Below are 26848 nucleotides of genomic sequence, written 5' to 3'. Positions count from 1 at the left end.
ATACCTGTGCCTGTGTCTCAACTGCCCTCTCAACCCACTGATAATAATAGTAGTGCCGCGACGGATGTCACACCAGTCGTGGCACTCAAAGAACTTGTGGCAAGGTTGCACCGGGAACAGAACAAAATTCAAGATTTGCTAAGTTCTTTAGGATTTGCCCTGAGAAGTTTCAATAATTTGAATCAGTTTTTGGAACTGATTCCGCTGATGGCAACAAGAGTGACAGATGCAGACGGTAGCGCCCTGTTTCTCTACAAACCTAATGGTCAAGTCAGGTTAGAACAGTTACATTGGCAAGATAGTGGCCAGCGCAAGAATATCCGCAAAGCGCTAGAAATAGCCAGTAGTCAAATCACGCTGTTGCCTAATACTGCCCCCCTAGCGAATGCCACAGGGATTTTGGATGACCAGATGCATCGCTATTTAGGACCAGATGTGCAAATCTTTGGTACGGCGATTCTGGTAAAGCATACAGAACGGGGATGGCTCTATGTCTTGAGCCGCGATCCAGAATATAGTTGGACAGAAACCAGGCAAAAGTTAGTTAGGTTAGTGGCAGACCAAACAGCAGTAGCGATCGAAAACGATGAACTAGCTGTAGAACTAAGAAAAAAAGAACGTCTAGACCAAGAACTAGAAATTGGCGCAGAAATCCAACGGCGACTTCTACCACGTCAATGCCCCACAATTCCCGGTGCAGTCCTGGCGGCACGCTGTAAACCTGCCAATCGCGTCGGCGGAGACTACTACGACTTTATTGCTACCAATCACAATAAGATTCAGCCCAAGATTAAAGGTGGCACGGAAACTAGTCGCTGGGGTTTGGTTATTGGAGATGTCATGGGCAAAGGTGTCCCCGCTGGGCTGATTATGACGATGATGCGGGGAATGCTACGGGGAGAAGTGCTACATGGTAATTCCCCAGCCGGAATTCTACAAAACTTAAATAGAGTGATGTATGCGGATTTGGAAAATTCCCATCGCTTTGTAACGCTATTTTACTCAGAATATAACCCTCACAGCCGAATTCTGTCTTATAGCAATGCAGCACACAATCCTCCCTTGTGGTGGCACGCAGCGACAAAAACTGTCACCCGTTTAGATACTTTGGGAATGTTAATCGGTTTGGATGCTAACAGCCAATATGAAGATGCCCAGGCACAGTTAGAGCCTGGGGATACAATTATCTACTATACAGATGGCTTGACTGATGCCGCTGCTGCTGGTGGCGATCGCTTCGATGAAGACAATTTTGTTACTGGCTTCAATACGGCTTGTAAATACTGCAATGGGCCAGAGGAGATTGTGGATTACCTCTTTGACCAAGTTCAGCAATTCATCGGTGCTGATAAACAAAACACTGATGATATGACACTAGTTGTTCTGCAAATCTTATAATCATTGGGCATTTATGCTCGGTCAAGTCATGAGTCAATGCTTGAGTTTATGGTGACAGAGGATTCACCACAGTGATTCCACTAAATTTAATTTTTTATTTATTTTTCTTTTAATTACCGTAGCGATCTCTCAAACGGTTGTACATCAACCTTTTTTGGGAACTTATTTGTATCTAACCTTTAGGATAATACATAAAAAATGATCGTTAGAATACTTTTCTGTTCAATTAAAAACTATATATTTTGCACATCTAGCACAGTAGGAAACGCCAAGGGGGAGAGCAGGTAAAAGGTAAAATGTACAAGGTAAAAAGTAAAAGGTAAATTTACTTCTTCATTTTTGCTTTCTTTCTATCCTTGTGACGCAAGCATTTGGTCTGCTCCCTTTTGGCGTTTTAATTTTTCTTTCTCCGCCGTAGCAAGTTCACAACAGCTACGACGGAGTTTTGCTTTCTTTGTTTCTTCGTCCTAGATTTGCTTTTTTAAACTTCCTTGATATTTAAGCTGAAAATCTTCAATTAATGATTTGTCAAAATATTTCTGAAAATATTTTAGATGAAGAATTTAGATTGCTATTCTTGCGCCCCAGCTTTTTGCAGACTCCGCACCACGTTCTTATAACCATTAAATTCTGCAATCATTAAAGCAGTATAACCGCCACGGTTTTTCAAATTCACATCTGCCCCAGCTTGGAGTAATAACTGCACAATTTCGCCATAACCTGCTGAAGCAGCCCATATTAATGATGTGGCCCTCGCTGAGTCTTGAAAATTCACATCTGCCCCCTTTGCTAGCAGCAAATGTACGATCTCTTTGTGTTTACGTTCAGTTGCCTTAATTAAAGCAGTTTTGCCATCATCCCCTGGAATGTTGACATCAGCACCATAGTCTAACAACACTTGCACTGTTTGGGTGTGTCCTTGCGATGCAGCCAAAGTCAAAGGAACTTCACCAAGATTTTTCCCATTTATATCTCCGCCAGAACGTAGTAGTGCCTCGACAATTTGGCTATGTCCCTGCAATGCTGCTACAAGCAGTGGTGTATCGCCTAGACGGTTCCTTATTTGGACATCTGCACCCCTGTTAAGCAATATTTGTGCGACATCAATGTAGCCTTCCACAACGGCGAGGTGTAAGGCAGTTTCACCATCTCGATCTTGAAGATTTATCTGGGCACCTCGATCTAGTAAAGCTGCTGCGATCGCACTGTGTCCAACCGCTGCTGCTGCCGATAGGGCAGTTCCACCATCAGCGTTTTTCACATTCACATCAGCCCCTGCTGCTAGCAGTGCTTCCACAATCTCCAGATGTCCCAAGTCTGCCGCGAACATTAAAAGAGTCTCACCCTCTTGATCGTGGATATTGACATCCGCACCAGTTTGGAGAATAGCTTGTAAAACTTCTATTTTTCCCTGCTTAATAGCAAGTTTCAACGCCGTATCATCATCTTTATCAGCAATATTAACTTGGGCATCAGCAGCCAATAAAACTCGCACTACATCAATGTGACCTTTGAGTACTGCTGCCATTAAAGCTGTACTGCCATCTTCATTAGTGGCATTGACATCCGCACCTTTAGATAGTAAAAGTTGCACAATGTCAAGCTGTTTGGCACTAGCTGCCAACATCAAAGCCGTCAAACCATAAATTTTTCTGGGCAAGTTGATATTTGCCCCAGCATCCAGCAGCGATCGCACAATTTCGGTGTAGCCTAAATTAGCAGCAAACATTAAGGCCGTGGTACCTTGGTGATCGCACGCATCCACCCTTGCACCAGCAGCTAGTAGCGCACATAGCCCATTGATATCACCGCTTTTAGCAGCTTTGAGCAGCAAAGTATCGTTGTTTTCAGTCATGAATGAGATCCCACACAGGGTGTTTTGTTCGTCTACCCTCAAAATTTAGTCTGAGATTGTTTATCCACTTTGGCAAGAGGGCGAAGCAAAATAGTCGGGGGAGATGGGGGAGTCTCTTTTAATTTGTGCAACTTTAAGCACAGAAAATAGAGTTATGCTAATTTTTATGAAGATTTAATTATTAGGCGAGAACACGATGAGTCTGGAACTTTCTACGTCGGTGAAATATTGGCTGAACTTCTTCCATCCGGTGCTCATGTGGGCGCTATTAGTACTCTCAATTTATGCTGCCTATTTAGGACTGCAATTGCAGCGTACCAGAAATGCTCAGGGGGAAGAAAAAAAAGAATTGATTAAAGGTAGATATAACGTCAGACACTACCAAATCGGGTCTATACTCCTAGCTTTGATGGTGGCAGGTACGATCGGTGGGATGGCCGTCACTTATATCAATAATGGTAAGTTATTTGTGCAGCCTCACCTGTTAGCAGGATTGGGTATGACAAGTCTAATAGCATTTTCTGCTGCTTTATCCCCTTATATGCAGAAAGGGGCAAATTGGGCGCGTGCAACCCACATTTTAATAAATTTCACGCTTTTGGGACTTTTTGCTTGGCAGGCTGTTACTGGGGTGCAAATTGTCCAAAGAATTCTCACTAAAGCATAGTCTGTAAGTTATTGTCAGTTAACAGGCTGATAACTGTTAACTGACTATTGACTCAACGCTTTTGCTTAAAATTAGCAGGAAATGGTATTTCTAAAGATTTATGAAAATCTTCCTGAACTTTGCGAGTTAAGCGGCGGGAGACTTGGCGGACAATTTGATTAAGTAAGCGATCGCCTGTAGATTGAATTATAGACTTGGGTAATCGCTGAATAAATCGGGGAAAGTGAAGATAAACTATCAAATCCAATTCCCATTCAACTTTTGTAACTTCGCCAATAGTACTGCAAGCATCGTTACCAATTAACTGTAGAGATGCCCGATAATCTACGTCATAACCGGGCGGCTGGTAGTCAGGAATGGGGATTGTACGGATGCGGTAAATACCCTCCTCTGGAGGCAACAATTCCAAACCTATTTTTGGTTCTACTTCATAACCGAAAGAACCAAAACGACCAATTGTTAAAGCATAGCCATTTTCCCCAAGTGATTGTACCTTCATGGGTTCAGCACAGCGCGAAAACCATGAGGAGTGAGAATTGAGATACTCAGCAACCTTCTCTACTGGGGCACCCATTTCCATACAATCTTGATAACGACCGTAAAATTTTGTGAGCGTCGCTACATTTGGTTCTGTTAATGTGTCCTCGGCTTCTTGGCTGGACGCTACAGGTAAAACTGCTTCTGTTATTTCCCAGGATTTATATTCGCCTTTTCTTGAAAGCATAAATGCATTACTGTATATTTTGGCGTTGGTCTATATTAATGATTCCCCATATACCTGGGTCATTTCGCATTCAGATCCCATTTTGACCGAAACCTCATTAATCTGCGAGCGACTCCATAGAATTACTAAAATAAAGAACTAAACAGGCACACAATAGTTTCCCAGGATAGCATTTATTATGAAAGCATTTGTAGCAGGGGCAACAGGTGAAACAGGTCGCCGAATTGTACAAGAATTGATAGCGCGGAATATTCCCGTCCGAGCTTTGGTGCGGGATATAGAGAAAGCTAGAGCTATTCTGTCTCCTGAAGCTGAATTAGTAGTAGGTGACGTATTGCAACCAGAAAGTTTAACTACTGCGTTGGGAGATAGCACAATTCTGTTGGTTGCGACTGGGGCAAAACCTAGCTTTGACCCCACTGGCCCCTATAAAGTGGATTTTGAAGGGACTAAAAATTTAGTAGATGCTGCTAAGGCAAAGGGAATTGAACATCTGATCTTAGTTTCTTCTTTGTGTACTTCCCAACTTTTCCATCCGCTAAACTTGTTTTGGCTAATTTTGTTGTGGAAAAAACAAGCTGAAGAGTATATTCAGAAAAGCGGTCTTACTTATACAATTGTCCGGCCTGGTGGGTTGAAGAATGAAGACAACTCCGACGGCATAGTGATGCAGAGTGCAGATACACTGTTTGATGGTAGTATCCCCAGGCAGAAAGTCGCCCAAGTTGCTGTTGAAGCGCTTTTTGAAGCAGATGCACGCAATAAAATTGTCGAAATTATTGCCAAACCTGAAGCAGCCTCAAAAAGCTTTAAGGAGCTATTTCAGCAGTGCTGATATTCCACAGGATTTTATTGCTTCTGCCTCTTAGTCTCATCCCCAAGATCATCGGCTCACATCTTTGATGGAAAAGTAATGCCTACGCACTTTTTCAATTAGCTTGCATTATCTAAATTGACCGACCTTTGATGCCACTCCCTAAAGCGATCGCTCTATTTTCCCTGCAAGGGCTTGTTCCCAAATTGGTAGATCCTCCGGTCGGTCAACATCAGCTAAGGGCAACAAGTCCACGTATGACAAACTAAGTTTCTGGGCAATATCCACGGTTTTCTGGAATACGTGAGCAGTTCCCCACTCGATGTTAACGAATAGCTCCGGGATGGGTTGGCGCAAACCAATTAAGTAATATCCACCATCGATCGCAGGTCCAAGTACGAGGTCAAAGGCGTGTAACTTCTCAAAGGCTGTTGCTAAAATCTGGGCATTGACTCCAGGACAATCTGTACCAATGATAATTACTTTTTCTGCACCAGATTGAAAAGCATCAAAAAGCGATCGCGCCATCCGCAAACCTAGATCCCCTTCACCTTGACACTGGTAAACCAAATCCAACCCCAGCCAGTCTTGCATAAGTTGCGAATCGCCACCTGCAAAACGCACTTCCACAGATATGTCAATGGCTTTTTGCAATTCTTGAACCTGAAATATTGTATGCTCAGTCATTTCCCGTTGAAGATTGGCAGCACCAACATTTCCTAAAGCAGGTATCAATCGGGTTTTTGTCCTACCTGATTCTGGATAACGGGTGAAAATAATCAGGTGCTGTTTTAGGCTTGCTGGTAAGTTCAGCACAAAATACCTTGTTTAACAACTAAAAATATCTTAATAGCAATACTTGTCGTTTTCGTTAGCTCTAGCGCGATCTTTTCCCGTTCGCATAGCCCCCAAAATTGTAGAAACATAGACACAACGTCTAGCTTTACCACCATTCAAGCTGTAGAAGGTTATCTGTCCTAATCCGCCTACAGTACACTGATTTCCAATTTCAGAGATAGGACAACCGTGATAGTTAAATAAAACTCGCCACATTTGCTGTGAAGTATGTTTTTGTAAAGTTGTCTCCTTTTTTCCTTTATTGTTTTCTTCTTCATCTATGCGAATGTTCGGCTCAAGGTTATGCCATAGGTTGCCATTGTTTTTAACAGCATCAGGAATGAATTGTCCTGCTTCTGGCTGATGAACTGCCCATTGCACGACACCATTTTGTATGCGAAAACTGGCTTGCCTAGTCAATTTATCTTTGGTGGCTTGGCTTTGTGCTTGGCGCATAGCATAATAAACCTCATTTTGGCTTTTGTTGAGACGGCGAGTCTCCACAAAAGCCAGCCAATTGGATATTCCGATCGTAGCTAATATACCAATTAATACAATAACTAGTAACATCTCTGGTAAGGTAAAACCACTGTTAGAATGATTATTCCTCAAGAGATTTTTTGCATAAACTAAAGACGGTAGATGCACCAGACTATACATTTTTTATTCTGATAGTTTTTCAGCTACGTCGCTGTTAAACAATGTTTCATTTTTTTAGCTTTTAACTTCGCGTTGGTTAATAATATTGTCGAATAGCGTAGGCATTAAAAGGATTATGAAAATTTTTAATAATAATTTTAAAGTGAAATTTATACGCTGAAGCCTTGAAGAATTATTCAGAACATAATTCCATAAAAATTTAGCCGCAGTTAAAGCTTTTTGTCGATTAAACGGCTTTTGTAGCGCTTTGCATGTCAGATATTTATATAAATTTGTCAGACTTAGATTCCAAGTATTCTTAAGTGCTAAAGGTCTTTCCTTATATGCTCTTTCAAGCACCTGCAAACAAGCTTTTTCTTGCCTTACAAGATTAGAAGAAACTGAATTAGCACTTATTCTGTACAATATTTGTACAGATGGTACGCATACAAAATCAAACTGGCAAGCTAATCGCAACCACATATCCCAATCTTGAGCAGCACTTAGAGATTCATCAAATCCACCCAATTTGATTAAAGCTTCTCTACGAATCAAAGGATTGGAGCCATTCTCTAAAAAGTTTGCCAACAATAACTTTTCATAAACGTCTCCATTGGCTGTAACGTGTGTACCAGAGAGTACTATTTCACCATTTTCATTAATATAATCAGTCCAACTGTAAGCAACTGTCGCAGTAGCATTTTCTTGCAGAGCCTTTAATTGAGACTGAAGCTTATCAGGTGTCCAAAGATCATCCGCATCTAAGAAACTCACAAATTCTCCAACTGCAAGCTGTAGACCTCGGTTACGACTAACATTTCCGCCAGCATTGGTATAGGAAAATATTTTTATTCGGGGATCTTTAATTTGTTTAACAACATCTAAAGTTGAGTCTTCTGAACCATCATTAATTACAATTAATTCTAGGTCACTCAAAGTTTGATTTAGAACAGATTGAATTGTATGATGAATAGTATTTTCACTATTATAAGCGGGGATAATTACAGAAGTTTTCGGCAAATCTTGACTGTAGTTAATCATTTTATAGGGCTAATTTATTTTTTAATCCTTTGCGCAAATTAGATTTTAAGTAGTAAAAAGGACTTATCATACTAGCCAAGTAAAATTCCATTTCAAAAAGTGCAATTAAATTACTTTTCAATTTCCCTCTATAATGAATACGATGATGTAATACTCGGCGTAAATTACCTAAAATAGTTTTCATAAACACTATTGGTTTTTGCCAATTTTTAGTATTTATCAAGCTTAACTGGAAAATACACAAGCCACAACCGCGTGCCAGAGTTAAGAGATAATCTCTTTCAAGTCGCCAATGTGGTATCTGATGATAAGTGTGCATGGTAGGGTTATACCAAATTTGCCAGCCTGCATAATGTATGTAAAGCAATGGTTCATAGTCATCACCCTGTACCAAAATACCAGGCAGCTTCCCACTTAAATTAGGCCGCTGTGGTACATTTTCACACCATACCTGTTTCCGAACAACAAGCGCTGCACCAGGAGGAAGTCTTAAATTATCTGCGTCAAATAAATATGGATTTGAACCATGTTCTCTGATAGCTAAAAAAGCTTGAATTCTTTCAAAATTTTCTGGTGGGTTTACTTCAAAATCACCATGAATCTGTCCACTCCAAGCACCTGCTTGAGGATGCTCTAATCCAAAAGTATATGCTTCTGATAACCAATCAGGAGCAGGTAAATTATCATCATCTAAAAATGCAATTAGCTGCCCCTTAGCTTCACGTACTGCTCGCAATCTAGCAAAAGCTGCTCCTTGTTCGGGTTCTAAAAAATATCTTAAATGACAGTTTCCATTATACATTTTTTGGTAATTCTGGATAATTTCAAATGTATTATCAGAACTATTATTATCCACAACAATAATTTCCCAGCTAAGGTGTTCTACTGCTGTCTGGGTTAATAGCTTATCCAAAATTTTAGGTAAACGGATTGCTCCATTGTATGCAGGAATGGCTACGCTAATATCTAAATTTTCAGATGTTAATTCAGTCATACATAATGCCTAATATTTTAATAATTTATTTTTTGAAGTATCCATTTTTCCAAAGATAAAATGGACTAATAAAACTACTTAAAAAAAGTTCCATCTCGCAAGCAGCGACTAAATCATCTTTTACATTAGTTCGATATTTTAGTAAGTGTAATGTGATTTTACGTAAGTCATTTATCATATAAGATAAAAGAGCAAATGGTCTATATATTTGTTTTATATTTACCATTCTAGTTACACAACGGCTAAGTCCAATTCCTCTAAAAAATGGAATCAAATAATCTTTTTGCAAACGCGATTTTGGTATTTTGTGTGATATCTCCATTTCTGGGTTATACCAGATTTCCCATCCTGATTTTTGAATATAAGACAACATTTCTAAATCTTCACTAGTGAGCATATTGCCTTTAACTCTACCAGTTAAAATAGACTTATCGGGTACACTTTCTAACCATGCTTGTTTACGAACAACAAGTCCGGCAGAAGGGGGTAGTAGTTTTTTAGATGCTTCATATAATAGTGGTAGATTCCCCCGCTCTGTAATTGCTAAAAATGGAGCAATTCGCTTAAAGTTTTCCGGTGGTGCTACTTCCCAGTCTGGGTGAATTTGGCTGCCATAAGCTCCTGCTTTGGGATATTTTTCACCAAAAGCATAAGCTGCTGCCACCCAATTTGATACTGGGTAGTTGTCATCATCTAGAAAACCTATGAGTCTACCTTTAGCTTCTGCAACTGCCCTTTTTCGAGCATAAGCTGCGCCTTGTTTTGGTTCAAAACAATACTTTAAAGGGTTAGGACATTGCCAATCTTTTTGATAGGCTTGAACAACTTTAGCTGTATTATCAGTGCTGTTATTATCTACAACTATAATTTCCCAAGATAAATTTTCGGTGTGAAGTTGGTTGTGTAGTCGTTCTAGTAGTTCAGGCAAACGACTTTCACCGTTATAAGTTGGGATAGCTACAGTAAAGTCAAGGTTATCAGTCATTATTCCGAAAAGTATATTTTGATGATGACGCTTTTTATTATGTTCAGGCAATGGCTAATTTATCAATGGCTCTTAAATAAACTATCAAACATTAAAACTGCACATGATGTTTCAATTTTGCTATCAACGTGCAGTTTTATGTTCAGCAATATTACGTATTTTTAAACAAATATTGGTATTTAAATTACTTAACTGCATTTATCATCTTTTGCTGCCAGCATTGAGCCTAAGAGAGTTTTTACAATGACACATCGCTTTACACTACTAGGCAATGTAGGATTTGCAGAACTTGGTACAGCTACCACTATTTTTAACCCAGGTGGCTCTGTACCTGCTGGCACTGTTCCAAAGTTATTTGGCAGAGTTAGAACTCCCATATAGTCAAAAGTAATTTTTGCTGATGTACTTAAAGGATAGGATACAGGAGAATTAATAGTAGTATTAGCAATGTTTTCCCCACTAAGATTTCCGCCCAACAAAAATTTATCAGAATTGGCTCCCACATCGGCCGCTAAGGGTTTCCATGTCCATGTGCCGATTGCAGCATCGGCACGATAAATAGCAACCTCTATATTTTGGGTTGTGCTATTTCTCTGAAAACTGACACTGTAGTTAAGTTTTTTGGTTTTAGCTTCGCGTTGTGCTTCTTGCAGTGCGGCGAAAACGGCGTCGTTAACCTTATTTATCCGTTGCCGATTTACAAAGGCAGCCCAACCAGGAGCTGCGATCGCTGCTAAAATTCCTACTAGCAGCAGTACTACTATTAACTCTATAAGACTAAATCCAGCATCTTGTTGATTGTAGCCATTAGTAGAGGGTCTATTTGCTAAATATTGCTGCTTTAGCTTTGTTTTTCGGCTGTGCAACTGGAAAGAATCTAAGAGTTTTAAACTAAGAATATTCGGCATACTATCCTGCTTTTATTAATATTTATCAAAGATAGAAGCTATTTTGTAAAAATGAAGCTGCTTCCTTGAACCTTAATGTTTGCACTTGGAAAATAACTAGATTTACTCTGGGCGTAACGTACTTTAGTTTCATCATTTTGTATTAGGCGAGCTTGTGCATTACCTCTCAAATAAACTTCCGCAGCACTTCTATTATCTGTGCTAACTGAATTTATACAAGCATAGAATCCTGTTCTAACACTAGTTACTGCTACTGGAACTTGACTAAAGTTAGTAGAGCATGTTACTGCTGGTGCTCCCTGTGCTATTGTTGTTTGATCTATAAAATCAACCAACACCACGGGAACTTGATCGTAAGCCCCCCCTCCTGCCCAACTATTCATTTTTGCTTGTAACGTTATGCCCTTTTGTGACAAGTCAAATGGTTTAAAACCTTTATCTGGACATGGGAGATATTTGTCGGTTGCAGTAAATCCAGAGCAAGTCACTGTAGCAGCAGTATTTGGAACGCCATCTTTAATTTCCCATCTAGCGATGCGTGCAGCGTTAGACCAAGTAGTGCTAGTGTCTTTAATTAAATAGTAGGCAACTAATGAGTAAACAAAAGTATCATCTTTTTGAGTGCCTGTAATTGTAATTGCTTGATTAACTAATTCTCGTTTCCAAAAAACAAGCACAGGAACTTTATCTGTTCCGTTAGGTAGTTGATTCCCAGTTGTACTTGCATTTGGGCAAGTGTTATTGGTACTAGCATCAACAGTACCGCTTAGACAAGCAATTCCAGTAGCATCATATATATATATTGCTTGTTGGAGATCGCGAGTAATATAATCTAGTGCAGCTTTAATTTCTTGTTCAGAGTTCGCTTTGGCTTGTTCCTGACCATCAGTGTTTAAAATACTGATCATAAAACTTAGTAACGGCGTAATTACTAAAAATGCAATGAGCATAGCCACCAATAATTCAATCAGGGTAAAACCACTATTTTTATTTTGCTTATCAGAGGGTTTTAGCTGAGTACTTAACAGCCACCTCAATATATTCATTTTGCTACAGGTTCTCCTTAATGACCGATACTGAGTCATGAAATTATTTATGTTTAACGGGTTAATTATGGTTGACAACCACCAAGGCGATCGCACAAAGCGCTATACGAACTTTGACCCCTGACAATTTCAGTTGTCATTTCTACTAATGGTGCTTTGCGATCGCCTAGTCCCCCAGTGAATGTTGCTGCTGTTTTTCCACTGCTACCCGCAGTTAAGGTACCAAATTCAGCATCTGAACGATATACCCGAACTCCCAAACGATAGCCTTGACCTTTATCAGCGTCGCTATCTGTGACAGCAACGCGAATAGCCTGAATGTAAAATAGATCGCTAGTACAGTTGGGATTAGCAAGGCTACCATTTTTGTTAAAGCAATACAAACCAGTGCTAGCAGTAGGAGCTGACGTACTACTCAATAAATAGTCACTGCTTGAACTGGATACATTTCTACTTGTGCTAGCAGTCAGTGTAACGGTGATTGTCGGATCTGAGATTGTTTTGGACTTGATAGCATCAATAAAGGCTTTAGCTGCTCCTGTTGCCAATTCCACCCGTTTAGCTTGTACACGGGTTGCAGTTGACATGACTAGGACAGGTGCGATCGCTACTAGCAAAATGGCAACCACAAGGATCGCCACAAGCGACTCAATGATCGTAAAACCAGACTCGTTAGACTGGGCAGATAATTCTTTTAGTTGGCGTGGGTTCATACTCAATTTTTTAATAAGCCTATGTTTTAAAGTAATTTGCGATCGGGTGTAATACACTCGTAACCTCTCTTTAAACCTCTTCCCTACAAAGAGAAGAGGCTTTGAATTTTACCCCTTCCTGTCAGTGAAGGAGGTTAGAGGATTAGGTCTGTTAACGCGATCTATTCACCTAAAAAGTGCTATAAAAACTCTCATTCAGACTACTTTAGGATGGTTGGAGTTGGCAGTTAGTAGGACGTTCAGTTGCAGGTAGCGCAAATTTGAAACCGCTGCCAAAGTAACTAGTGTCCGCAGTATCAAACCCATCCGCTGCTTGAGTTTGGACAGAACACAACAAAGTTTTCACCCAAAGGTCATCCCGGCCTACTTCTCTGAAGTATTCATTCGGAGGATCTGTTGCTGGAGTTACAAAGCGCTGGGCAAACAAGTCGGGGTTTTGTGCCAATAACGCCACATCAAAACCCCAGTTACGGTTAGGAGGCATATAATAAGGCGCTTCCCCAGCACCATTAGTAGTGAAAGTACTATCTGATGTGTAACCAGGTCTTGTAGAAAAGAGAGTTCTGAAAAATATACTGTCAATATTGGCAGTAGAGGAAAGAGCGCTAGGGGTAGAAGAGGTTGCAGCAACAGTTGTTGATCCTGGTCTGACGAGAACTTGGAATGGTGCGCTAGCATAGATACTGCGTTTGAATTGGATGAATGAACCGTTGATATTGGCATTAATCCCATTCCAGTTTTCTAAGAAGCGCACAAAGTTATGCAAACCCCCGTTAATTTCGTAGGTAGTTGGAGTTGAACCCCCGCTAATTGAATTCACACGAGCAGGAGTGTCACCAGAAGCAATTACTAGATTAAAAGTTGTTTCACTTGCCTGAGACAACCATCTAGTATTTTTAACAAAACTAGACGATGATGCTATAGCGGTGTAAGTCTTTTCAGTATCGTCAGGATCTGTGGTTGTTACCTGTAATTGCAATACAGGCTCTAATAGTGGTTGAAAAGATCCATCTCTTGTGAATGTTGTCGTGCTTCCAGGAAAATCCCTAAACGTAGAAAGCAAAGAAGCTGGTACTTGGGGATACCTGTAAAATAGACGAATGTTATTTTTGTAGATTATATCGCTGCCGCTGAATCCTGGTGGCTTAGTAGTATTAATATCTTTCGTGGTTGCAAACCAGAGAGCATTATTTGCTGGTTCGGGTAGGCTGCCATCATTAAATTGAGCTACTACTTTAACTCCTCCTACTGTTGTTATGCCTAATGCAACGGGAGTATAGCCAGTTTGACTGATATTTGCACTAGTTATGACAGCACCACCGCTAGTAAGCAACTTACCATTAATATCTCGTTTGAACGCAACCCGGCGGGCAAATCTTCTAAAATCAACGTTTGCTGATTGGGCAGTTGTACCAGCTAAGAGTTTGGTAAGCTGTGCATTTGCTGGAAGATTATGAGATTTTATTGATCTATCGCCATCGTAACCAATATACCAATCAGTTTCTGTACATTCTGAAACTGGTATTTTGAAGCACATTTCCATTACATACTCTGGGAAACTCCCTCGTCGTTGAATGGGCGTGACGAAATTGTTCAAATAAGAACTGTTAAAGTTTACTGAGTCAGTAGCAGTGGGAGTCCCTTTGTAGTACGTATCATCATTAGATGAAGTGAAGAAGTTAGATGAAGTAACAAAGTTGTTATTCCAAAAGCCTGCCTTCAATCGATTCAATACGGTGTCAGCATCACTCACTTGGTGGTTATTTCGCAAGTCGTAATCACCCTCATTGCGGAAACCTTCGCGGAAGTTACTAGACAGCAAGGTGACAGCATCGGCAATTACTGATGCTGGTCGCCAAGTTTCGCCTGTTGTGCAATTAGGTAGTCTAGAGTCATTAGGCCGACAAGCAAAGTTAGGATCGCGATTTGTCGCAGTACGAGTATAAAATTTAGTATCGTAGTTACTAGCACTAGGATCTAAAAGATCCCCACCTAGAAATTCTTGTTTAGCGTGCAGATTAAAATTGCCTTTAACATACGCTGGTAGCTCAGTTGCTAAAATCAAGCCTTTTTCTTCCGGTCTGTAATCAGTCAGACGACTCAAGTTACTGCCATTAATCAACATAATGGCGTTGGGTCGGCGTTCAGGATCGAGCTTGTAGTCACTGGCGCTGACATTATCACTTGTTGAGTCACTGCGATCTTTTTGAGCATCATCACGAGATGCATAAATAATGCCGCTATTGGGCAATAGATATTCCTTGTCCGCTGCAACGCCGATTGCTTGTGTGCGAAGCAGACTTAAATCTATGGTAGTGGCACGAATTTCTAATGGCTGACGCTGTTCAACTTCCAGATTGTATTTTCCAGTTAATGCAGCACCTTTATCTATAGCCTTAATTTGTCGGGCATCAAGAAATGCAGTTTCTTTGATTGCGCCATCAGGAACGTAGGTAGTACTCCTAGTCAAAGTGCCATCAGCAATTTTGATTGCACAGATGGTAGAATCAATTGCTGATTGCTCAGAGAGAGTAAGTTTGCTAGTTGTTGCTTTGGCCAGTGCTTGCCGCAGTAATGGATTGACAAGACGACCATTGGGAAATACCAAGTTAGCTTGATGTTTCAAGCGATCTAGCAAAGTTACGCTAGTGTTAGTAACATCATCATCGTTAGTCACAGCTGCAAAAAAACCATTGCCATCTACTGCCTGTCCTCTAGTTATACCAGCGGCTGTAGTCGCGGGAGCAGCGTAAACAATCCCATTGTTAGATGCAGCTACTGTTGTCAAATCACTTGCATTGTAAGTGTTTGTAGTTGCTGTTGCCTGATTGGTAGGGTTATAGTAACTACTTACACAAGCCATAGGTGTCTGATAATCGTCTGGTGTAGCCGCCAGAGGATTGTAGGAATCAAAATTGTAGTGATACACTACCGTGGCACGCATTACCAAATCACCACGTTTTTGTTTACTCGCATCAAGAGGATCGGTTGGATCGGGTACAAGCATAGGCATACTATCAGGCCAGACTACTGTGCCAGCACTTTCGTTGACTACCGACACTGGTGTGCTTGGATCATCAGGTGGTGTAGGACGAGTAGGTAGCCCAGAACCTGTCGGTCTATATACTCCAGCGCCTGTAATCACCCTCAGCCCACCGACCACATCAAGGATATTAGTTCGGGGTGAAGCGGCTGAAATCTCCCAAAAACCATCACGTCCTGTTACCCCTAAATCTGATAACTGTCTAACGCGAGTGCTACGAGTACGATCTTTGGTAGTGCTACCTGTCCACTTCACCGCAGGGGAGATGGCTTGAGGATCATTCTCTCCTACAAAGTCTCCTTTTGTGCTATCCCATATAAGTTCAGGCAGGTTGTTGCCTAATACGATGCGATCGCCTAACTGTGTTTCTATTACGGGAGTATTATCTACAACGTCTGGATCTCTAGTAGGTAGTTGCGCTGTATTGAGTGTTAGTGTTGTATTAGCATCTGTTGGATAAATCCAAGCGTCCATTGGACGTAGCGTATTAACAGAACCTTTCATAAAAGTTGCTGCATCTGCTGTGGTGTAATCGACACCAGCAGATTTTTCAATAGCAGAAGTACCATAAGGAACTTCTCTAAATGGTACACGCCTAGTACGCTTACGAAACCAGTTTTCTAATTCTTCCTTACGTACTTTAGTCGCATCTAAACTTGGATCGTTTAGAGTCCGGTTGGTTATATTAGTTTTGATTTCTTGGGGATCAGTAGTAGCAGCATTGTTAAGTTGTGCCTTCACTAATAAGTCTATGCGTTGAGCATAGGCCTGAGTGTTATAGGCAATGTCATTTGAGTTATTTGAGGTGGTTTTATTAGTATCTGCTAAAGATTTAGTTGTATCAGGTGCGTTATTTTCTCGAAATAAATCTATGCGTGTTCCACCTAGATTAGTTGTACTGATTGGACCACTAGTTGCAATATTACCGCCAACAACTATCTTGCCATTTTCTCGTTCGTAATAACATGAATACCTACTACTGACCTGATAGAAGGTTATATCTTCACTAGTTTCACCAGTAAATAAGTTACTGTTAGTAAAAATACGTCCATTGAGACGGAATCTAGGTCCTGGTGTAATATCTAAGTCATCCTCATAGACAACAGCATTATTAGTAATAGAAACTTGACTACGATCTTGTTGCATTTCTAATGCAGAAAAGCCCTTATTACCTCGATACTTCTCATATTTAGTTGTATCAAGAGAAGTAGCTTGAGCAATATCACTAATGGGAACCGTTACTGCATAAACGAAAAAGCTTTTTTTCAATTCGCCAGTTGGTAGCTTATACCAACCCGAACTACCTACTAAGCTAGCACTAGTATCACCAGCTACGTCACAAGCTCCACCTGCCTTAGCTGGTAGCATAGGAGGGGTTCTAGCATCTAGTGGGCTTCTATTTCTGGTTTGGGTTGTACCAGTTTGGGGGGGAGTACGGAAGTAGATACCATAGAGAATAAAGCTATCAAATTTACCGTTATTATCTGTATCGGCAGGAAATTTCCAGGCTGTTTGTATGTTTTCTTGATTTTCTAAAGCCATACTACTAGCTGCTTCAATCATCGGAGTTGAAGTACTTCCATTAAGGTTATAAGCCAGGGTTATAGGAGTTTCATCACCAAATGTATAGACAGAAAGTTTATTAACTAAGGTATTGTATAGGGTTAGATTTGATGGTACAGAACGTGGTAAAGTCGGGTCGGCAAACAGTGCACTTATTTTGGCTTTAGCCCTGTCTAGCGCAGGGGTAGCGGCTTGCATTGTCGCTTCATTTACGCGGACGTTACTAGCATTTTTAGAACGCTCAAAAGACCTAAATAAAATTGCAGTTGTTAACAGTACGACTACCAAAACTACCATCGCTACTGTTGGCAACACAAAGCCAGAGTTAACCGAACCGCGTCTTCTTTGAGTACCAGAGATAGTTCGCAAAAGCCAAATAATTTGCCTATTAATTGCAGATAAAAGCTGCTTGCTAATTTGTCTGAAGGTTTTTTGAATTACCTTGAATAGCTGACGTTTTCGAGACATATCTGCTTCCTGATCAAGTGGATTATAGCGAATTCTCTATTTTTTCAAAGTTTTCACTCATGCCTATCAAGTATTTTTACAGGCATTAGATGAGACGATATTTATATAACTACTCTATTTGGCTTGAGTAACTTCCAAATAAAGTAGTTATAAAAAAAGATAATTTATTAAAGTTATATCATTTATGAATTGTTCATTTTATCCGGTAAATACTGATTTTTTCAGAATTATTTAGTTCGAGTCTGATAAATAATAAGAGCATTACCTCACAGTAGATTTGCGTAAATGTGTTTTATTTGAAGACAAATTTATGAAGATGTTATTAGCAGAGTAGACTTATAATACCCATCTGTTAAAGGAAAAATATCAGTTAGGTGCAAAATAATCAGATGTGCAGCTTAGATTCCCGACTTCTTTAATTAAGAAGTCGGGAATCTTGTTGTTCACATTGCTTTGATGAATTACTAATTACTCATACCAATTCTGTATGAAGATGCGCCAAACTATATGAGGAACGAACCGCAAAGGGCGCATACTCCTACGGAGAAGCAAGCTACGCGCAGCGTCTCGTAAGAGTTGGACACAAAGAAGAAAGAAAATTTGGCGCAGCCTCACAAAGAAATGGTATCACTAGTAAGCTAATCAGCATTCAAGTTGCATAATCAGGGCGGGCAAGATGCCATTGGTGTCAAGTTAAGAAAAATAGAAACTTGTCAAGTGGGTAAAGCTCAGTAGTTAAACTCAACGTAAGGGTGTTGAGAATAGCCATGAGTAAGCCACGGAAAAAACAAGGAAATCCAGACTTTCGACATCAGGTAACTTGCCCAGCCCCAACAAGTCAAGAGATAGAATCACGGTTGGTAGAACTGCTAACTCCAGGGACATTTGCCAATCTCAAAGGGGTAAAAGACTTTGAGCGTAGTTTGCGCTCACGCATACTAACTCTACCAGTGATGGCAGCGATAGTACTGAGTTTAGTGTACCGACAAATACATTCTTTAACAGATGTGCTGCGCTGCCTAGAAGTGGAAGGATTATTGTGGGCAGAAGCAATGTCAGTGAGTCGGCAAGCGTTATCTCAACGCCTAGAGAGCTTACCTGCTTGTTTATCAAGCTGTTTGAACAAGTTGTAGAGCGTCTAGCAGCCAAGAAAAATCCAACCGAAATTTCACCAATGTGGGCATCTGTGGCATCATCGTTCGGTGCAGTCTGGATTGCAGATGCATCGACATTAGAAGCAGTCAAAAAACATTTGGGGCAACTTCAAGAAAAAACAGGTGCAGTATTGGGAGGGAAGATGTTGATGGTAGTGGAAGCATTTAGCCATCGCCCAGTTGCAGCATTTTTCGATGCCGATGCCAAACACAATGAAACCAAGTGGTGGCAAGAACTACAAATGCGCTTACCAGTGGGTGGTTTACTGATAACAGATATGGGCTTCTACGGGTTTGAGTGGTTTGATACCCTGACTGAGCAAGGGAAATATGTCTTAACTAGACAGAAAGCCAAGGTACGCTATCAAGTAGTGCGTGTACTTTCGAGTAGTTCTCACTATAAATATCAAACCGGACAATATAATTAGGCGGCAACAAGACGATAAGCTTGTGCTGATTGACTTTGGTGCTGTTAAACAAGTCCAAACTCAACTGCTCACAATTGCAGGGCACACGGGGGCTACTATTATTATTGGTACTCCTGGATATATGTCTACAGAGCAGGGACAAGGTAAGCCCCGCCCCAATAGTGATATTTATTCTTTAGGCATTATTGGTATACAATCGCTGACAGGGTTACATCCGATAAACTTTGAGGAAGACCCAAATACAGGAGAAATTTCTTGGCAGCATCAAGCTAACGTCAGTTCTGAGTTGGCATCTGTGCTATCTAAGATGGTGCTACATCACTTTAAACAGCGCTATCAGTCTGCGGCTGAAGTTTTACAGGTGCTTAAGAATCTCGATACTAGAGGAGAAGCGCAATGACTTCAGTTACCATCTTTGACACCCAAAGAGCAAGAATATTATCGTCAAGATTACCAGGTAGAAGCGCAATCACTTCAACTACCAGATTTTACACAACCGCCTCAAGCTTCGCTTTCTCAACAAAACTCAATTGGGTATCCAACTGCTTCTATTCTGTCTGGGGAAAATTACAACCGCTTAGAAACAATTCTTTTAGAATTTGTCGGCCCCATCGCCTCAAGATTGCTACGACAAGTTGCCGCATCAGTGTCCAATTTGGAAGAATTAATTAGTCAATTAGCCTTTCATCTTCGAGAAAATCAACAAATTGATTTCAAGAATAAAACAACATTTCTACTAGAGAAAACTACTCTATTACAAGAACTTACTGTAAAATCCAACCAATCTGATATTAACTCAAATAATTTAGCAAACCAAGAATCTAAAGTCATCAGTGAAAAATTTATGGAAGAGTGCGAACGTGAGTTGGCTGATTTAATTGGCCCAATAGCTAAGTTTCTAGTTCAAAAAGCTAGAAAATCTTCTGGACAAATCTCTCGTGCAGAATTTGTGAAAATTTTCAAAGACCTCTTTAGAGGAAAAAGTTGGTATTACTTCAGGCGTGAATGTTGGGTTAGTATCTAATCTAGGTTCTAATAGAGGAGCAATACGATTTTGTGTATAATATCTAACTGCATTCACCATTTGGATGAGAGTCTCCGCTTGAGAACTTACTTCATTTTGCGCCCTCCCTTGAAGTACACTGGATAAGGCAACGCCACTTCCCAAAATACTGATGATGAAAACTAATATTAAAAGCAAGTTAAATTTAGCACCTATTTTTAAGTTTTTTAACGTAATGTTGTTTAACATAACCTAAGCAAGGAAGGTGATCTGTGAGTTCGTCTAATATTTATTTATACCTGTTATAAAGCATCTCAGCAGGTTCTAAATAAATATTAATTTTTGACTGCAATATAACCCCTTTAGGCAGTAGTCAAGTTTATCTAAATTAGTCCTGAAAGCCAAATTATTTTCTTAACTATAATTAGTGATGTTTGTGCGATTTCCCCGTCGTTTATTTCTGTTTCATCTACTAGGTTTTACATTTGCTGCTTGCAAACCACAAAGTGGGGTTGAGGGCACATTAACTATTGGTGTGATTAACTATGGTGGAGGTGAACAGATAATTAATCAATATGCTAAATTTAATAGTTACTTAGGTGAAAAAACAAACTCATATATTCAGCTAGAGCCTGTTTTTAATGAAAATAGAGCGGTTGAGCGCCTTGACGCTCGTGCTTGGTCATTGGTATTTGCTCCACCGGGTTTAGCAGCTATTGCGATCGCACGTCACCAATATGCTCCTCTATTTCCTTTAATAGGTATTAGTAATTTACGTTCAATCTTCGTTGTTCGCAAAGATAATCCGATAACTGAATTGAAACAATTGCAAGGCAAAACAGTGGCTTTAGGACAGTTAGGTTCAGCAACAGGATATTATTTTCCTCTTTACAATCTTTATGGTACAACACTAGCTGAAATACTGTTTGCACCCACACCCAAAGCAGCACTGGAATTGGTCGCTCAAGGAAAAGCGATCGCCTGTGCTGTCTCGGAGGCGGAATTAAGTCTCTACAGTTCACAGTTGGCGCCAACCGAATTCCGCATACTATTTAAAGACCCTCACTATGTACCATTGGGCGTGGTCTTGATTGGGCCGAATGTAGAACGTAACCGTCAAGAGTTTATCCGCAAAGTGATGAGTGAATCGTCTTCAGATTTAGCTCAAGAAGTGGGGTATGTACCCAATGGACAAGTACCAGATTACAAATACATGATTTCTGTGGTCGATCGGGTAAGTTCAATTAGTTCCAAGCTGCAAAATAAACCTGTTCGTTTATTCTAATTAAAGTAATAAAAATACCATTGTTATTGCTAATTTTTATCAAATTTAAACTGAGAAGAAAAAACAGCCAGCAAGTCTGACAGGGAAATTCGGTCAAAAAAACAATTTGAATCGTGCTAGCTGGTTTTTAATCGTCTCTGTCAGGATTTTGTCCAGTTCTGTAGTGTCTTGAAATTGTAAAATTTGCTGTGTCGGTAAGTCGAAGGGAAATTCACCTTCAAAATCTGGGCGTTGCATTTGCGCTAGTAGAATCTGTTCAGATCGCTTACTTTGGAGGGCATAGCCAATCTCAATACAGACATTCGGACTGGGAATTAATTGGGAGGCTTCTTTCCCATCAATACTAGCGATGGGCGTGGTGTCAGCGATAAATAACAAACTCTTACGGATTTTCCGCATGATTGTGCGGTTAATTCGGAAAGTAGCACCGCTAGGACGAGAGGATTCTATTAATGTTAGGGGAAGACGCGATCGCAAGTTTAAATTGTCTAAACTTTTTCGCAGTTCTTCTTTGAGAATATTCGTCGCTGCGGCATACTCAGTTTGATAGGATAAAAAAATCGTTGGTTCTAACTGAGCCAACACCGCCTGCTTGGTGAAATAAATTTCATGACTAATTAAGTCAATGTTAGAGACGCAATAGCCGCCACTACCTTCAATATAAAATTCAATATTTTCCCCTTCTAAATAGCGCCCAAACCAAGTTGATTTCTTAACTTCGTCACTGTCTTCCAAAAAGTCTGCTCGCAATGCTGATTTCAGCAGACTTTTTTTGCTTAAGCGAATGTCTGGCGGACGTTTTTCCAGTTCTGGAATCGGCTCATAATCCTGTAGATACCACGCTCTGAGCGCAATTATTGACATAAGGCGCTATTTTAACTATTTCTCGCTATTCAACTTCGTATAATCTTACACCCAGAGGAGTCCTTATTTCAGACTTCTCTTTAAACACAACAACACCCAAACCTCTACTCGCTGAACTATCTCCTCTCTTTGTCGATCGTAGTTAGGGATGTACTAACTTCCATTGCTTTTGTAAACAAGTAATGAAGATCAGTTACAGTGCCCCCTAATCTTCTAGATTTGAGGAAACAGCAGTTTTCGCGTTGGGTGTTGCTGTATTTTGACGAGACAGATGTAAGTTAAACAGCGTCTTATACCTCTTACTAACATTTCAAATGCAGCTGTTATATCTGCCACGGGAAGCTTGTTTCTTTGCTTCTACCTATGAGATTATCACTTATAGCTGGGAGGGATTTATTTTGCAATTAAACTTTACTTTTAAATGATTTTTAATCAAATTAAATATATTGCACACCCTGGATCGCTGATAGCTATTTTTTTAGTTTATATGTTAAGAAAATTATCATCTATCTTGTGGATGAATTTAAAAATTGCTCAGTCAATTTTAAGTTTTGAAACTAACAATTGAGCATTAGTCAATGACCAATAGTGATTCTTCGCCTGCGTCCTCATTTCCCACTCCCGATCGCTAGTTAACTATTTTGGCTGGAGGCTTGACGGGAATCTCAATCCAGAACTCTGTACCTTTGCCAGGTTCTGAAATGCACTCCATTATTCCCCCATGTTTTTCGACAATAATCTGATAGCTAATTGCTAGTCCCAATCCTGTACCCTTACCTACAGGCTTGGTAGTGTAAAACGGGTCAAAAATTCTCTTTTTTACGTCTTCATTCATTCCGGGACCGTTGTCAGTAATCCGAATTAACAGACGAGAGTTGTCTGCTGAGACTTTAGTGGAAATCTGGATCGTTGGAATTGGGCATGAATTATTCTCCTTGTCACCCCGATCCCGCCACTTTCCACGCCCTACTTCCAGAGCATCTATGGCATTGCTGAAAATATTCATGAATACCTGATTCATTTGACCGGCATAGCATTCCACCCGTGGGATATTGCCATAATCTTTAATTATCTCAATGCGTGGAAATTCAGCATTTCCTTTCAGCCGATGTTGCAAAATTAATAAGGTGCTGTCAATGCCTTCATGCAGGTCAACGCGCTTGTTTTCAGACTCATCCAAGCGAGAAAAATTGCGTAACGACAGCACTATTGAGCGGATGCGATCGGTTCCTACTTGCATTGAGGTCATGATTTTTGGGAGGTCTTCTACCAAAAATTCAAAATCGATCGCTTCGATCGCGGCTTTAATTTCATTATGGGGATGGGGATAGTGTAGCTGGTAGAGACGTAAAATTTCTAGCAGTTGTTCAGTGTAATCACTGGCGTGGCACAGATTACCGTAAATAAAGTTAACGGGGTTGTTGATTTCGTGGGCGACACCCGCCACCAACTGTCCTAAGCCGGACATTTTTTCGGTCTGAATCAACTTTGTCTGTGTTTCTTGGAGTTCATGTAGGGTCTGCTCTAACTGAATAGCTTGATTTCTGGCTTCAGTTTCGGCCTCAGAGGTTTGTTCGTAGAGTTGTGCTTGTTGAATAGCGATCGCAGCCTGATCTGCCACCTGCTGCAATAAATCAATTTCTGTATCCTGCCAATTTCTGGGAGCCTCACATTCATGGGCAATTAGTAGGCCCCATAGTTCTATACCCATATTAATCGGAACTATTAAGTTTGCTTGCACTTGCAGACTCTGCAAAAATTCTCGATGACAATCACTTAAAGAAGCCGTTGAAACGTTGTTAATTGCCCGTACCCTACCCTGACAATATAGACGAGTATAATCATCAGGAAAGCATTCTGGTGGTGCATTCACTCCCAAAACTGACTGCCAATTGCCATTAATTTCTTCTACAATTACCGATTGAGTCTTTAGGTAGAAAATCAGCACTCGGTCGGAATTTAGTAGGGGACGAACTTCTCGAACTATGGATTGCAGAGTTGCTTGCAAGTCCAATGTGCGGCGAATATGCTCTGTGACTTGCTTGATGACTTTGGTAAACAGTAATGATTTTTCGAGTTCAGCGGTTTGCTCTTGCACCCGCAGTTCTAGGTTGGCATTCAGAGATTGCACCTGTTTATACATTTGCTGCTGCTGAATTGCCATTGAGAAATGATCGTATAAGGCTTGTGCCAAAAAGATATCTTCCAACTTCCACTCAGGTGCTTGCCCTTTTTTCTGCTCTCGCCAAACCTCAAAGGAAAGCTGGGGTAAAAGTTGTCGCCGATTTTGTTCGCATCGTCCCGCCCACAAGATTTCTGTTTCAAATTCAGAGCGAAAAATACTTAATACACCGATAAATTTTTTGCGGTAATGTAGAGGAATCACCATGAGTCCACGAATTTGAGTAGAACGGAATGCTAAAGCCAAAACTCGCAAACGTGGTTCTTTATAAAGGTCAGTAGTTGCCCAAATATTACCTGGTTGAAACTCAGCCATCCAGTTTTGCCAGGTGGGATGCTGTTCGATAATAATGTTATCTAACTCGTAGGAGAGTGTCGGTTGCTCGCCCCAGGTGTATAGTTCTTGACTCTCTGCAATGTAAAGCCTGCCACCAGCTCCATTAAAAGCAGTAATAACTTCTTCTAGTGCTCCTTGTAATTGGATTGTCGGCAGTTTATGCAATAGTGTGGTGACTCGATTAATAGTAGCTTCCCGTTTTTGCTTGGCGTGGGCTTCAGTGAGTAGATTACTTTGAGCGATCGCGATCGCTACCTGGTCAGCAACTTGCTGCAATACTTTTAGTTGCCGCTTCAAAATCTTTTGCGGTTCACTGTGGTGAGCTACCAACAATCCCCACAATTTAGGCTTTGCCAATTGTTCTTGGGGATCGCAATCTAAAATGGGTACTACCAACGAAGACTGCACGCCCATTGCTTTGAGGTATTGAATATGGCACTCGTCTACCTGCCGATAGTAGATATTAGTTTCTAGACGTTTGCCAGTTTCTTTTGACTGTAGAGGCAATAGCCCGATCTTCCCATTTGCCACATCGACAATCGAACGTTGCCCCATTAACAAAAACATCTCTCTAGCAGCTTCTGGAATATCATTAGCTGGGAAGCGTTGACCTAATAAGGATGGCAGACGTTGTTCATGAATAGATTCTGCAATGACTTCACCACTACCATCAGCATCAAAGCGATACATTTTCACCCGATCTGAACTCAAAAATAAACGCACTTCACTAACAGTAGTCGTTAATATCTCTTGAAGGTCGAGCGATCGCCTAATCTGTTTTGTCATCCGGTGCAGTAAATTTCCTTGGTCAAAGCTTTGCTGCAACTCGTTTGGTTTATCCCTACGTGTCATTGCTTATATACACCATGACTGAAGTATAATTTTTTTATATATTTGTCCCTGATCGAAATTTTCAACTTAAAATGCTTTGATGATCATCCTATTTCAATAAATTCTTGCGACTAATGCGTTTCTCAGGGCATACATGTATTACAAATATTTTTGGAAATGGATTAGAGGATGTTTGAAAAGTAACAGATATTTTGCTTGTTCCCTGTAGCCCTTGTAAAGTGGATTTAGGGAGATATAAAAACGCTGTATCATTCAATACTTTTCAACTATCATTTCAAGTCTAAAGTTAATAAATTTTTCATCATTGACATTTACTAATTTTATATTCTCAATCATTAAACTATTCCAGTAATTTTACTTAATTTAGAACTGGAATAATTTCTTGAAATTAAAAATATTTTTTTAACATTTTTGCCCATTAATTCAATTAATTAAAATTTTTTCCAAGCAATAACTCAATTATTAGTAATTTTTTAAAATATTTTTTCCTGGGGAATTTGAATATTCCCCGTTTAATTGCTGACTTTATGTTGAATGTAACTATTTTGATTAAATTATTCGTAAATTACCGTTAAAGAGAGTAAATTACGAATTTCTTCACGCACACTCATGAGAGTTTTACCGAGATGGTTTTGACCGCTTTTATTAGCACCACAGCCCCAAAAAGAATCGGTTGGGGAATTTTCAACTAAAATCTCATCACCTGTCTTTAAGAGAACTTCTCTGATATCAGTATGAGTGAGAAACTTTTTGAGTACAGCTTCTCGCATAATTTGAGTTTTGACCAAATCCCAGTCTCGACGCAGTTGGCGAGTGCTACATCTTCCCAAAGTAGCAGCTTCTTCTGGGGTAGCGGCAGCATGGATGAGAGGTATAATTGCCGCATCTGTGCTGCCTACAAACTTTTGCGCTTGATAATAATGCTCAACCGTTGGCCAGTAAGAACCCTCGATGTGGATTCCGTGGAGAGAAAAGTTAGAAAAACAGCCATAAGGCTGCCAAACCTTATAAAAGTAAATGGTCATTTGAAAATTGCTCTTTTATATATC

General features: G+C 40.2%; 22 protein-coding genes. 8 read left to right on the top strand and 14 right to left on the bottom strand.

Annotated elements, in window-relative coordinates; translation table 11 throughout:
* The first annotated feature begins 6 nt into the window (after window positions 1-6).
* Window positions 7-1398, top strand: coding sequence for a PP2C family protein-serine/threonine phosphatase (locus tag RMX69_RS07560; protein WP_322637068.1), 1392 nt, complete (start codon window positions 7-9; stop codon window positions 1396-1398).
* Between the two features lie 571 nt (window positions 1399-1969).
* Here RMX69_RS07560 and RMX69_RS07555 read toward each other — a convergent pair.
* Entirely contained in the window at window positions 1970-3253 is a 1284-nt protein-coding gene (locus RMX69_RS07555; RefSeq protein WP_322637067.1) for an ankyrin repeat domain-containing protein, read from the bottom strand.
* Window positions 3254-3449: 196 nt separating this feature from the next.
* Here RMX69_RS07555 and RMX69_RS07550 point away from each other — a divergent pair, with 196 nt between their 5' ends.
* A complete protein-coding gene (locus RMX69_RS07550) occupies window positions 3450-3920 on the top strand; it encodes a DUF4079 domain-containing protein (protein WP_322637066.1) in 471 nt (156 codons plus the stop codon).
* A gap of 52 nt (window positions 3921-3972) precedes the next feature.
* Here the strand turns inward: RMX69_RS07550 and RMX69_RS07545 are convergent, their stop codons facing one another.
* Window positions 3973-4644 (bottom strand): DUF1997 domain-containing protein, encoded by a 672-nt coding sequence (locus tag RMX69_RS07545; protein WP_289796716.1) that lies wholly within the window; start codon window positions 4642-4644, stop codon window positions 3973-3975.
* 178 nt (window positions 4645-4822) lie between these two features.
* Here RMX69_RS07545 and RMX69_RS07540 point away from each other — a divergent pair, with 178 nt between their 5' ends.
* Window positions 4823-5479 carry an NAD(P)H-binding protein gene (locus tag RMX69_RS07540; protein ID WP_322637065.1) on the top strand — a complete coding sequence of 219 codons (657 nt, stop codon included), beginning with the start codon at window positions 4823-4825 and terminating at the stop codon, window positions 5477-5479.
* Window positions 5480-5620: 141 nt separating this feature from the next.
* On the opposite strand, the gene RMX69_RS07535 is transcribed toward RMX69_RS07540, so the two are convergent.
* The 9 genes from RMX69_RS07535 to hpsA all read right to left on the bottom strand — a co-directional run bounded on the left by RMX69_RS07535 (window position 5621) and on the right by hpsA (window position 17695).
* Entirely contained in the window at window positions 5621-6274 is a 654-nt protein-coding gene (locus tag RMX69_RS07535; RefSeq protein ID WP_289796714.1) for a TIGR04282 family arsenosugar biosynthesis glycosyltransferase, read from the bottom strand.
* 30 nt (window positions 6275-6304) lie between these two features.
* The gene (locus RMX69_RS07530; RefSeq protein WP_322637064.1) at window positions 6305-6955 is read right to left on the bottom strand and encodes a type II secretion system protein; all 651 of its coding nucleotides are present in this window, start codon (window positions 6953-6955) and stop codon (window positions 6305-6307) included.
* Between the two features lie 54 nt (window positions 6956-7009).
* Window positions 7010-7975 carry a glycosyltransferase gene (locus RMX69_RS07525; protein WP_289796712.1) on the bottom strand — a complete coding sequence of 322 codons (966 nt, stop codon included), beginning with the start codon at window positions 7973-7975 and terminating at the stop codon, window positions 7010-7012.
* 1 nt (window position 7976) lies between these two features.
* A complete protein-coding gene (hpsE, locus tag RMX69_RS07520) occupies window positions 7977-8969 on the bottom strand; it encodes a hormogonium polysaccharide biosynthesis glycosyltransferase HpsE (RefSeq protein ID WP_322637063.1) in 993 nt (330 codons plus the stop codon).
* 25 nt (window positions 8970-8994) lie between these two features.
* The gene (hpsE, locus tag RMX69_RS07515) at window positions 8995-9954 is read right to left on the bottom strand and encodes a hormogonium polysaccharide biosynthesis glycosyltransferase HpsE (RefSeq protein WP_322637121.1); all 960 of its coding nucleotides are present in this window, start codon (window positions 9952-9954) and stop codon (window positions 8995-8997) included.
* Window positions 9955-10142: 188 nt separating this feature from the next.
* A complete protein-coding gene (locus RMX69_RS07510) occupies window positions 10143-10862 on the bottom strand; it encodes a prepilin-type N-terminal cleavage/methylation domain-containing protein (protein ID WP_322637062.1) in 720 nt (239 codons plus the stop codon).
* Window positions 10863-10900: 38 nt separating this feature from the next.
* On the bottom strand, window positions 10901-11986 hold the full coding sequence (gene hpsC / locus RMX69_RS07505) for a hormogonium polysaccharide secretion pseudopilin HpsC (RefSeq protein WP_322637061.1): 1086 nt from the start codon (window positions 11984-11986) through the stop codon (window positions 10901-10903).
* A complete protein-coding gene (gene hpsB, locus RMX69_RS07500) occupies window positions 11974-12621 on the bottom strand; it encodes a hormogonium polysaccharide secretion pseudopilin HpsB (RefSeq protein WP_322637060.1) in 648 nt (215 codons plus the stop codon). The genes hpsC and hpsB overlap by 13 nt, the downstream gene beginning before the upstream one ends.
* A 205-nt stretch (window positions 12622-12826) precedes the next feature.
* A complete protein-coding gene (gene hpsA / locus RMX69_RS07495) occupies window positions 12827-17695 on the bottom strand; it encodes a hormogonium polysaccharide biosynthesis protein HpsA (protein WP_322637059.1) in 4869 nt (1622 codons plus the stop codon).
* Window positions 17696-18462: 767 nt separating this feature from the next.
* On the opposite strand from hpsA, the gene RMX69_RS07490 reads away from it, so the two are divergent.
* The 5 genes from RMX69_RS07490 (at window position 18463) to RMX69_RS07470 (ending at window position 21565) form a co-directional block, all read left to right on the top strand.
* Window positions 18463-18828 carry a hypothetical protein gene (locus tag RMX69_RS07490; protein WP_322637058.1) on the top strand — a complete coding sequence of 122 codons (366 nt, stop codon included), beginning with the start codon at window positions 18463-18465 and terminating at the stop codon, window positions 18826-18828.
* Window positions 18798-19277 carry a transposase gene (locus RMX69_RS07485; RefSeq protein WP_322637057.1) on the top strand — a complete coding sequence of 160 codons (480 nt, stop codon included), beginning with the start codon at window positions 18798-18800 and terminating at the stop codon, window positions 19275-19277. Before RMX69_RS07490 ends, RMX69_RS07485 begins: the two co-directional genes overlap by 31 nt.
* Window positions 19278-19299: 22 nt before the next feature.
* The gene (locus RMX69_RS07480; protein ID WP_289796704.1) at window positions 19300-19677 is read left to right on the top strand and encodes a protein kinase domain-containing protein; all 378 of its coding nucleotides are present in this window, start codon (window positions 19300-19302) and stop codon (window positions 19675-19677) included.
* A gap of 15 nt (window positions 19678-19692) precedes the next feature.
* Window positions 19693-20301 (top strand): hypothetical protein, encoded by a 609-nt coding sequence (locus tag RMX69_RS07475; RefSeq protein ID WP_289796702.1) that lies wholly within the window; start codon window positions 19693-19695, stop codon window positions 20299-20301.
* 409 nt (window positions 20302-20710) lie between these two features.
* On the top strand, window positions 20711-21565 hold the full coding sequence (locus RMX69_RS07470; RefSeq protein WP_289796701.1) for a phosphate/phosphite/phosphonate ABC transporter substrate-binding protein: 855 nt from the start codon (window positions 20711-20713) through the stop codon (window positions 21563-21565).
* 93 nt (window positions 21566-21658) lie between these two features.
* Here RMX69_RS07470 and RMX69_RS07465 read toward each other — a convergent pair whose 3' ends face one another.
* The 3 genes from RMX69_RS07465 to RMX69_RS07455 all read right to left on the bottom strand — a co-directional run bounded on the left by RMX69_RS07465 (window position 21659) and on the right by RMX69_RS07455 (window position 26824).
* Window positions 21659-22429, bottom strand: a complete 771-nt coding sequence (locus tag RMX69_RS07465) for a hypothetical protein (RefSeq protein ID WP_322637056.1) — start codon at window positions 22427-22429, stop codon at window positions 21659-21661.
* Window positions 22430-23057: 628 nt separating this feature from the next.
* Window positions 23058-25799, bottom strand: a complete 2742-nt coding sequence (locus tag RMX69_RS07460; protein ID WP_322637055.1) for a GAF domain-containing protein — start codon at window positions 25797-25799, stop codon at window positions 23058-23060.
* 554 nt (window positions 25800-26353) lie between these two features.
* Entirely contained in the window at window positions 26354-26824 is a 471-nt protein-coding gene (locus RMX69_RS07455; RefSeq protein WP_289796697.1) for an N-glycosidase, read from the bottom strand.
* Window positions 26825-26848: the final 24 nt, after the last annotated feature.

The organism is Nostoc sp. EspVER01, from assembly GCF_034530635.1.
Classification (GTDB): domain Bacteria; phylum Cyanobacteriota; class Cyanobacteriia; order Cyanobacteriales; family Nostocaceae; genus Nostoc.
Note: the sequence above shows the minus strand (reverse complement) of the source record. Positions and strands in the feature narration are given on the sequence as shown.

Bases quoted from the DNA above. Each gene is read 5' to 3' on its own strand.
- RMX69_RS07555 (WP_322637067.1), bottom strand. From the start codon at position 3,253: ATGACTGAAAACAACGATACTTTGCTGCTCAAAGCTGCTAAAAGCGGT.
- RMX69_RS07550 (WP_322637066.1), top strand. From the start codon at position 3,450: ATGAGTCTGGAACTTTCTACGTCGGTGAAATATTGGCTGAACTTCTTC.
- RMX69_RS07545 (WP_289796716.1), bottom strand. From the start codon at position 4,644: ATGCTTTCAAGAAAAGGCGAATATAAATCCTGGGAAATAACAGAAGCA.
- RMX69_RS07540 (WP_322637065.1), top strand. From the start codon at position 4,823: ATGAAAGCATTTGTAGCAGGGGCAACAGGTGAAACAGGTCGCCGAATT.
- RMX69_RS07530 (WP_322637064.1), bottom strand. From the start codon at position 6,955: ATGTATAGTCTGGTGCATCTACCGTCTTTAGTTTATGCAAAAAATCTC.
- RMX69_RS07525 (WP_289796712.1), bottom strand. From the start codon at position 7,975: ATGATTAACTACAGTCAAGATTTGCCGAAAACTTCTGTAATTATCCCC.
- hpsE (WP_322637063.1), bottom strand. From the start codon at position 8,969: ATGACTGAATTAACATCTGAAAATTTAGATATTAGCGTAGCCATTCCT.
- hpsE (WP_322637121.1), bottom strand. From the start codon at position 9,954: ATGACTGATAACCTTGACTTTACTGTAGCTATCCCAACTTATAACGGT.
- RMX69_RS07510 (WP_322637062.1), bottom strand. From the start codon at position 10,862: ATGCCGAATATTCTTAGTTTAAAACTCTTAGATTCTTTCCAGTTGCAC.
- hpsB (WP_322637060.1), bottom strand. From the start codon at position 12,621: ATGAACCCACGCCAACTAAAAGAATTATCTGCCCAGTCTAACGAGTCT.
- hpsA (WP_322637059.1), bottom strand. From the start codon at position 17,695: ATGTCTCGAAAACGTCAGCTATTCAAGGTAATTCAAAAAACCTTCAGA.
- RMX69_RS07490 (WP_322637058.1), top strand. From the start codon at position 18,463: ATGAGTAAGCCACGGAAAAAACAAGGAAATCCAGACTTTCGACATCAG.
- RMX69_RS07470 (WP_289796701.1), top strand. From the start codon at position 20,711: ATGTTTGTGCGATTTCCCCGTCGTTTATTTCTGTTTCATCTACTAGGT.
- RMX69_RS07465 (WP_322637056.1), bottom strand. From the start codon at position 22,429: ATGTCAATAATTGCGCTCAGAGCGTGGTATCTACAGGATTATGAGCCG.
- RMX69_RS07460 (WP_322637055.1), bottom strand. From the start codon at position 25,799: ATGACACGTAGGGATAAACCAAACGAGTTGCAGCAAAGCTTTGACCAA.
- RMX69_RS07455 (WP_289796697.1), bottom strand. From the start codon at position 26,824: ATGACCATTTACTTTTATAAGGTTTGGCAGCCTTATGGCTGTTTTTCT.